The sequence below is a fragment of the Pseudoxanthomonas fibrivorans genome (assembly GCF_041464125.1).
Taxonomy (GTDB): Bacteria; Pseudomonadota; Gammaproteobacteria; order Xanthomonadales; family Xanthomonadaceae; genus Pseudoxanthomonas.
Genome location: NZ_JBGNUG010000001.1, coordinates 1,890,792 through 1,899,351 on the forward strand (window position 1 = coordinate 1,890,792; position 8,560 = coordinate 1,899,351).

General features: G+C 72.4%; 5 protein-coding genes and 1 tRNA gene. All 6 read right to left on the reverse strand.

The features are described from left to right. Positions 1 to 522 precede the first annotated feature (522 nt). Positions 523 to 5,091 (reverse strand): DEAD/DEAH box helicase, encoded by a 4,569-nt coding sequence (locus ACA089_RS08670; RefSeq protein ID WP_372015764.1) that lies wholly within the window; start codon positions 5,089 to 5,091, stop codon positions 523 to 525. Between the two features lie 250 nt (positions 5,092 to 5,341). Further along, positions 5,342 to 5,884 (reverse strand): hypothetical protein, encoded by a 543-nt coding sequence (locus ACA089_RS08675; RefSeq protein ID WP_372015767.1) that lies wholly within the window; start codon positions 5,882 to 5,884, stop codon positions 5,342 to 5,344. A 286-nt stretch (positions 5,885 to 6,170) separates the two neighbouring features. Then, positions 6,171 to 6,246: transfer RNA gene (locus ACA089_RS08680), tRNA-Lys, on the reverse strand. A gap of 78 nt (positions 6,247 to 6,324) precedes the next feature. Further along, positions 6,325 to 6,990, reverse strand: a complete 666-nt coding sequence (gene queC / locus ACA089_RS08685; protein ID WP_372015770.1) for a 7-cyano-7-deazaguanine synthase QueC — start codon at positions 6,988 to 6,990, stop codon at positions 6,325 to 6,327. Positions 6,991 to 7,050: 60 nt separating this feature from the next. Next, positions 7,051 to 7,710, reverse strand: coding sequence for a 7-carboxy-7-deazaguanine synthase QueE (gene queE / locus ACA089_RS08690; protein ID WP_372015773.1), 660 nt, complete (start codon positions 7,708 to 7,710; stop codon positions 7,051 to 7,053). A gap of 64 nt (positions 7,711 to 7,774) precedes the next feature. Beyond that, positions 7,775 to 8,560, reverse strand: a 786-nt coding sequence (ybgF, locus tag ACA089_RS08695) for a tol-pal system protein YbgF (protein WP_372015776.1), incomplete at its 5' end; no start/stop codon positions are given.

Sequence of the window (8,560 nt, forward strand, 5' to 3'; positions counted from 1 at the left end):
GGCATCTGTTCCTGTAGGCCAGCGAACGCGCTGGCACGGGCACGGCCGATCCGGGCCGTTCGGCAAAACGGTCGGAGGAGGCTCAGCAGCGGGCGCGGCAGCACCCACGCGCCAGGGCGTCCGCCTCCCCGGCGGACGGCCTGGCGCCGGCCTGCGGGGCGGTGGCCCGGCAGGCTGCGTGGATGTTCTTCAGGTGTGTCGCGCAATCCCCCGCGCGACGGTCCGGCGCCAGGCGCCGGCCGGTGCGATGCTGCTGTCCCATGGTTTCCCCCTGGAGCGGAACCGACGGATTCACCCGTCCGCTATTCCACAAACCGCGAAACGCATCGCAAAACTATCATGGCCGCCCGGGACGTCCCGGCCGGCGCCGCGATCACGGGATCGCGCCTAAACCCTTTGGTTTCAGTGGGTTGCGCTGGTTTCACAGGCGACCATGTCGATCCGGAGGTCAGTCCGGCATGCCTTCCGTCGCCACGGACGACCAACGGTAGCCCGTAACCGACGAACGGCAGGGCCGAGCCCTCAAGTGGCGGCGGGTGCGGCCGCGCCCTGGGCGACCCACGCCGGAAGCAACACCCCCGGGTCGCGCACCAGCCGCTGGCGGACCACGGTCTCCACCTCGGCCGGCAGCGGCCCCATCAGCGCCACCTCGCCGGCAACCAGCGACGCCACCGGGATCCCGTCGCGGTAGATGACGCGGGCGCCGGCGATCCGGGGCACCTTGGCCCCGGCGACCACCGTCCCCGAGAGGTTGAGCGGATCCAGCGCGCTCAGGCAGACCAGCGTCCCGTCTTCCGGCTTGTTCCGCGCCTTGCGCAGCAGGCCGATCGCTTCGGGCAGGGCGAACTGCTCGCCGGACAGGCCGTCGATGAAGCGGCCTCCCCGGACTTCGCCCCGGGCCTCCAGCCGGTGGTACACGCGCAACAGTTCCCGCCACGGCGGCAGCCAGGCCGCTTCGCGTTCGAGGACACGCCAGCAGACCACGCCATAGCGGCGCAGCAGGACCCGCGCCACGTGCTCGACCGCTTCCGGGTCGGGCCTGGACGGGCGCGCGCCCGCGCGCCCGATGCCGGAATCCTCCGCCGCGAGCGCTGGGGCACGCCGCACCAGCGCCCAGCGGCCTGCGTCCTCGATCCCGAGCATCATCGAGCGCCGCCGGCCATGGCCGGGCACCGGCCGCCGCGACGCCGGCACCAGCAGCGCGCGCAGGCCGGCGAAACTGTCGCAGTGCGCACGCCCGCGCGCGACCAGTTCGGCCAGCGCATCCTCCAGCTCGGTCTGCAGCAGGCGGGTCCCGGCGACCATCTCGTCGAAGAACGAAGCCCCGTGCGCGGCCAGGAAATCGGCGACCTTCTGCGCCCGCGACGACAGTGCGCCGTCATCGGCCGGGGCCGGCGCCAGCGCCGTCCACTGCGGCGCGCTGCGCCGCGGCAGCAGCAGCACCGGGGTCGCCCGCAGCGACGTGTTGCCCCGCGGCGCGGCCGACTCGGTCTCGGCCGCGCGCAACCGCGTCCACAGGACCCGGCCGGCCGTGCACAGGTCGTCCAGCCAGGCGATCGAGTAGTCGCGCACGCGCGCCGGCAGCAGGTCGCCCTCCCACGCGGCGGCCTGCGCCTCGTAGCCTTCGAGTTGCGCCAGTACGCCGGCCAGCGCCTCCGGGCCGCTGACCTGGGCCTCCGTGGACACGCGCTGCCAGTCGAACAGGAAGCGCATGAAGTCGCGCGGCGCCACCGGCTGGATCTCCCGGCGCAGGCGCTTGAGCGTGTAGCGGTGGATGCGCGCGAGCAGGTAGCGCTCGCACCACTCCTCGCCGGCGGCGCCGGGCGAGAAGCGTCCCTGCATCGCATAGCCCTGCGACTGCAGCCGCAGCAGGGCCATGTCGGTGGCCAGCGGCGCCAGGCCAAGGCTGTCGGCGAGCGCGGCCGCCGTCACCGGGCCCAGCCCGGTCAGGCGCGAGCGCAGCAGCGCGACCGCGGCATCCTCGGGATTCCATTCCACGCGGGCGAATTCTCCGGGAACCGCGATCCCCGGCTGCTGCAGCGCCGACGGATGCAGCGCCAGCAGCTGCGGCAGCCGCTCGGCCGCGACCCACCACTGCCTTCCGGCGGCGGTGAGGCGGGTCGCGCGCGCGTCGCGGACCAGCGCCTGCAGCAGCGGCATCCACGCCGGCTCGCGCGCGGCCTCGTCGTCGGTGACGAAGCCCAGCCCGGTCAGCACCTCGTGCATCTCGTCGATGCCGCGCGCGCGCGGCCAGGCTTCGGCGCGCACCTGCTCGACCGCCGCGGCGTCGAGCCGGCCGAGGTCGCTGGCCGACTGCGGGTCGGCGAAGCGCCGGGTCTGCACGGCCTGGGTGCGGCGCTCCTCCAGCGGGGCGTCGTCGAGGAAGGCGTAGGGCCGCGCGTTGAGCGCCTCGGCCGCCAGCGGCGACGGCGCCGTGACGTCGCGCGCCTGCACGTCGATCGCGCCCGATTCCAGCCCGCGCAGGACCTCCAGCCATCCCTCGGTATCCATCGCCTCGTGCAGGCAGTCGTCCAGGGTCTGCGCCACCAGCGGGTGGTCGGGCACCTCGCGCTCGCCGACGATGTTCTCCAGGCAGGCGACCTGGTCGGGGAACACGGTCGCCAGCAGGTCCTCGGACTTCATCCGCTGCAGCTGCGGCGGCACCTTCTTGCCGCCGATGAAGCGCGGCAGGGCCAGCGCGGTGGTGGCGTTCCAGCGCCAGCGCACCGGGAACAGCGGCGCGTCCAGCAGCGCCTGCACCAGCACGTCCTTGGCCGAGGACGAATGCAGGTACTTCGAGACCTCGATCAGCGGGAAACTGTGGCTGGTCGACAGCGACAGCACGATCGCGTCCTCGGTCGCCGCCGCCTGCAGCTCGAAGTTGAACTGGCGGCAGAAGCGCTTGCGCAGGGCCAGGCCCCAGGCGCGGTTGAGCCGGCTGCCATGGGGACTGTGGATCACCAGGTGGGTGGAGCCGGTCTCGTCGAAGAAGCGCTCCAGCACGATCCGCTGCTGGGTCGGCATCGCCCCGCCCAGCGCGATCGCGCTGGAACCGAGGTAATCGACCAGCTGCCGTGCCGCCGCCTCCTCCAGGCCGGCCTCTTCCTGCAGCCAGCGCATCGCCGCGTCGGCGCCCTCCACCGCCAGTTGCGGCAGCGGCGGTTCGCCGTCGCCGGTGTCGCCATCGACGCCGGCGACGGGCGGCGACTCGACCAGCACCACGCGCGCGCCGTCCATGCGCGCGCCGATCTCCCCGCGCAGGCGCGACACGCCGAGCGAAAGCTCGTCGGTGCGGCCGGGCGCCTCGCCCAGCCAGAACGGGATGCTCGGCGGCATGCCCTGCGCATCCTCCACCCGCACCCGGCCCGGTTCCACGCGCATGATCCGGTAGCTGGCGTTGCCGAGCTGGAAGATATCGCCGGCCATGCTCTCGATCGCGAAGTCCTCGTTGACGCTGCCGATGAAGGTCGAGGCCGGTTCCAGCACCACCGCGTAGTCGCCGGTCTCGGGGATCGTGCCGCCGGACATGGTCGCGACCATGCGCGCGCCCTGGCGCCCGCGCAGGCGCCGGTTGACCGCGTCGCGGTGCAGCCAGCCGGCGCGCGGGCCACGGCGGTCGCTGAAGCCGTCGGCGAGCATCTTCACCACGTCGTCGAACCTGGCGCGCTCGAGCCCCGCGTATGGCCAGGCGCGCCGGCACCAGTCGTACAGGGCGTCCTCGTCCCATTCGGCCGCGGCGACCTCGGCGACGATCTGCTGGGCAAGCACGTCCAGCGGCGCGGGCGGGATCCGCAGCGCGTCCAGCTCGCCGCGGCGCACGCAATCGAGCAGCGCGGCGCATTCGACCAGTTCGTCGCGGGTCTGCGGGAACAGCCGCGCCTTCGGCACGCCGCCGACGTGGTGGCCGGAACGGCCGGCGCGCTGCAGGAACGCGGCGATCGATCGCGGCGAGCCGAGCTGCACCACCAGGTCCACGTCGCCGATGTCCAGGCCCAGCTCCAGCGAGGCGGTGGCGACCAGCGCCTGCAGCTCGCCGCGCTTGAGCTTCTGTTCGGCCTCCAGCCGCAGGTCCTTGGACAGGCTGCCGTGGTGGGTGCCCACCACCTCGCGGCCGAGCAGCTCGCCGAGGTGGAAGGCCGCGCGCTCGGCCATGCGCCGGGTGTTGACGAACACCAGCGTGGTGCGGTGCTGGCGCACGAGGTCGACCACGCGTGCGTAGACCTGGCCCCACTGTTCGTTGGACATCACCGCCGACAGCGGCGTCGGCGGCAGCTCCAGCGCCAGGTCGCGCTGCTTGGCGTAACCGATGTCGACCACCGCGCAGTCGGGCACGTCCCGGGTGGCGGTGCCGCCGAGCACGGCGGCGCTACCGGCCAGCGGGTCGGCGCCGGACCAGCCCGGCAGCTCGTCGCGGGTCGGGTAGACGTTGGCGCCGCCGACCAGGAAGCGCGCCACCTCCTCCACCGGCTTCTGCGTCGCCGACAGCCCGATCCGCACCAGCGGTTGGCCGCACAGCGCTTCCAGCCGTTCCAGCGACAGCGCCAGGTGGCTGCCGCGCTTGTCGTCGGCCAGGGCGTGGATCTCGTCGACGATCACGCTGCGCACGCCACCCAGCATCGCCCGCCCCGACGCCGAACCAAGCAGCACGTACAGCGACTCGGGCGTGGTGACCAGGATGTGCGGCGGCTTCTTGCGGGTCTTCGCGCGCTCGGCCTGCGGCGTGTCGCCGGTGCGCACGGCCGCGCGGATCTTCACGTCCGGCAGGCCCAGCGCGGCGAGCGCATCGCGGATGCCGGCCAGCGGCGCGTCGAGGTTCAGGTGGATGTCGTTGGACAGGGCCTTCAGCGGCGAGACGTAGACCACGCTGGTCCGGTCGGGCAGTTCACCGCCGTTGGCCAGCCCTTCGCGTACCAGCGCGTCGATCGCGGCCAGGAAGGCGGTCAGGGTCTTGCCCGACCCGGTGGGCGCGGCCACCAGCGTGTGGCGGCCGGCCATGATCGCCGGCCACGCCGCGGCCTGGGCGGCGGTCGGCCCGGGGAAGGTCGCGTCGAACCATCGGGCGACGGCGGGATGGAAGGCGTCGGTGGTCATGGCATGGAAGAGGCGCGGATCGCAGCATGGCCGCGGGCCGTCGCAGCGGGCGAGACGCGGCGCGCGGCATGGACCCCGAATATGCGCCCGGGCCGGAGGGCCTTCAACCGCGGAGGATGCGGCGATGCCGAACCGGTTCAGTGAAGACGGCCAGGCCCGTCCGGTGTGCCTGCGCCGGCTGGCGCACCGGCTCCATGGGCCGCAGCGGCCGGAAGCGGACGGCCGCCATCGGCCCGCCCCGCTCCTCCGGCTAGCGCGGGGCTTCGGAGGATCCCTGCTCGAATCGCGTCACGCGAATGCCCAGCGTGTCCAGTTCGGCCTTCACCCAGATCCCGCCTTCGGCGCGTTCCAACTTCCCGTTGCGGTACGTCACCAGGGACGCCGGATACTCCGGGTTCTCGACCACGCGTCGATAAGCCGTTTCGGACATCATGGCCGGACAGCTTCCAAGCGACGCGAGATAGGCTTTGTCCGCGTCCGGCCTGAGCAGGACGATCGCCGCCTTGCCGCTTGCCAGCGACGACTTCCAGACCTCGTCCCGGCCGTACATCGTGCATGTACGCCCCTTGAACTCGCACACCTGGACGTCGCGCACGGATTCGTGCCGGCCATCCCTTTCGTATTCCAGTACGAAGGGGAACTCGCCACGCGTCCGGGCCGGCTCGGGATTGTCGTCGGGGTCGGACAGGCACTGGAGCTTTGCGTCGGCGGCTGCCGCCAGCACCATGGTCGTGACGCATCCGCTCAAGAGCAGGCAGGACAGCACCGCTGCAAGCAGCTTGATCGCGCGCATACGTCCCCGGGCATGAGTTATGTGAGGCCGCTGGACTGGCGACCCGTATGAAGCCGGCCCCGATCTTAGGCGCGCTCCGAGTGGCCAACAAGCGTAACGATGCGCCCGGTACGCGCTCCCCGTCCAGCTCGGGAGGCCGCCGCGATGGACGGCGATGCCGGGTCCGGGGCGTCCGCTTGGACCGCAGGCTCGAATCGGCGCCCGGTCGCGTCGCCTACGGGGGCTGCCGTTACGGAGCCCGCTGCTCCACGCGGCATCGCCTCAGGCGCACGCGGTGGATGCGGATTGGTGGGCCGTGATGGATTCGAACCATCGACCAGCGGATTAAAAGTCCGATGCTCTACCGACTGAGCTAACGGCCCACGGGGTGCCGGCGCTCGGCCGGGCGGGCATTTTACCCGATCGCGCCGCGGCTGCGGCCCCGGGGTGCAGGCGGGTGCTCAGGCGTAGCGCGTGGGGTCGGCCACGCCGGCGGCGGCGAAGCCGGCGGCACGCAGCCGGCAGGCGTCGCAATGCCCGCAGGCGCGGCCATCGGCATCGGCGCGGTAGCAGGACACCGTCTGGCCGAAGTCCACGCCCAGGCGCAGGCCCTCGCGCACGATCGCGTCCTTGCCCATGTCGATCAGCGGCGCATGCACGCGGATGCCGGCGCCTTCCACGCCGGCCCGGGTCGCCAGGTTGGCCAGCCGTTCGAACGCCTCGATGAACTCCGGCCGGCAATCCGGGTAGCCCGAGTAGTCGACCGCATTGACCCCGCAGAAGATGTCGGCCGCGCCCAGCACTTCGGCCCAGCCCAGCGCGACCGACAGCATGATCGTGTTGCGCGCCGGCACATAGGTGACCGGGATGCCCTCGCCGCCGGCCTCGGGCACGTCGATGTCATCGGTCAGCGCGGAACCGCCGATGCTGCGCAGGTCCACGTCCACGGTCTTGTGCGCGACCGCTCCCAGCGCCCGGGCGACGCGGTCGGCGGCGTCCAGCTCGGAGGTGTGGCGCTGGCCGTAGCGCACGCTCAGCGCGTGCACGGCATAGCCCTGTTCGCGGGCGATCGCCAGGACCACGGCCGAGTCCATGCCGCCGGAAACCAGGACGACTGCGTTCTTCATCGGGGGAACATCGCGGAAAGGGGGGATGGCCATTGTAGGCCGGCCGAGACGGGCGTCCGTTCAGCGCCCCGGCTCGTCGTTCCAGAGGATCTTGTGCAGCTGCATCTGGAAACGCACCGGCAACCGGTCGGCGACGATCCAGTCGGCCAGCTCGCGCGGCGCCAGCTCGCTCTTGCTCGGCGAAAACAGCACGTCGCAGCGTGCGTCCAGACCATGCTCGGCGACCATGCCCCGCGCCCACTCGTAGTCGGCGCGCCCGCACAGCACGAACTTGACCTGGTCGCGGGCGGTCAGCAGCGGGAGGTTCTCCAGCCGGTTGCGCGCCATCTCGGCCGAGCCCGGCGTCTTCAGGTCGACCACCCGCGACACCCGCGGATCCACGCCGGCGATGTCCAGCGCGCCGGAGGTCTCCAGCGATACGTCATAGCCCGCGTCGCACAGCCGGCCGAGCAGGTCCAGGCAGCGCTTCTGCGCCAGCGGCTCGCCGCCGGTCACGCAGACGTGGCGCACGCCGTGCCGCGCGACCTCGGCCAGGATGTCGTCGATCGCCCACCATTGCCCGCCATGGAAGGCGTAGGCGGTATCGCAGTACTGGCAACGCAGGGGGCAGCCGGTCAGGCGCACGAAGACGGTGGGCCAGCCGGCGGCATTGGCCTCGCCCTGCAGCGACAGGAAGATTTCGGTGATCCGCAGGCGATCCTGCGGGGCTGGCATGTCCATGGGTGGGATCGCAGGGCAGTCATGCCCGGTGGGATGGCCGCGACCGGTCGGGCCGCGCTGCGCCTCAGCGCAGCTGGCCGATCTGGATCGAGTGCAGGCGATCGCCGGCGATGCGCGCGGCGTCGGAATCGGGATAGCGGCTGACGACCTGCTGCAGCGTCGCCTCGGCCTGCTGGACCTGGCCGTCGCCGAACTGCGACAGGCCGAGCTTGAGCAGCGCGCCCGGCGCCTTGTCGTGGGTCGGGTAGCGGCCGATCAGCGCATCGAACTGCTGCGCGGCCAGCGTGTAATTTTTGGTGGCGTAATAGCTTTCGCCCAGCCAGTACAGCGCATTGGGCGCATAGACGCCGGCGGGCCAGGTATCGATGAAGGCCTGGAACAGCTGGGCCGACTCGTCGTAGCGACCGGCCTTCAACGCATCGAAGGCCACGTTGTAGGCCACGCGCTCGTCGCCGGCCTGCGCCAGCGAACCGGGGTCGCCGTGCACGCGGGGCGCGGCGTCCGCCGCGGCTGGCGTGACGGTGCGGGTCGGCGCGGTCGCGGGCCTGGCCGCGGACGGTCCCGGGGCGGCCGGCGCGCCCGCATCCGGCGGCGGCAGAGCCCCGCCTTCCAGGCGGTTGAGGCGGCCGTCCAGGTCCAGGTACTGGTCCCGGTTGCGCTGCTGCAACTGCTGGTTTTCGTTCTGGAGCTGCTCGACGGTCTCGCGCAGCGCCTGCACTTCCGTGCGCAGCTGCTCCATCTGGTTGAGCAGGTCCTGGTTGGCCTGGGTGTTGTTGGCCTGCAGCTCCAGCCGGGTGACCCGGTCGGCCAGGCTCAGCTTCTGCGCGTACGCGGGCGTGGGGGGGGCCCC

Coding starts and splice junctions, on each gene's coding strand:
- queE (WP_372015773.1), bottom strand. CDS start 7,710: ATGGACATGCCAGCCCCGCAGGATCGCCTGCGGATCACCGAAATCTTC.
- ACA089_RS08675 (WP_372015767.1), bottom strand. CDS start 5,884: ATGCGCGCGATCAAGCTGCTTGCAGCGGTGCTGTCCTGCCTGCTCTTG.
- queC (WP_372015770.1), bottom strand. CDS start 6,990: ATGAAGAACGCAGTCGTCCTGGTTTCCGGCGGCATGGACTCGGCCGTG.
- ACA089_RS08670 (WP_372015764.1), bottom strand. CDS start 5,091: ATGACCACCGACGCCTTCCATCCCGCCGTCGCCCGATGGTTCGACGCG.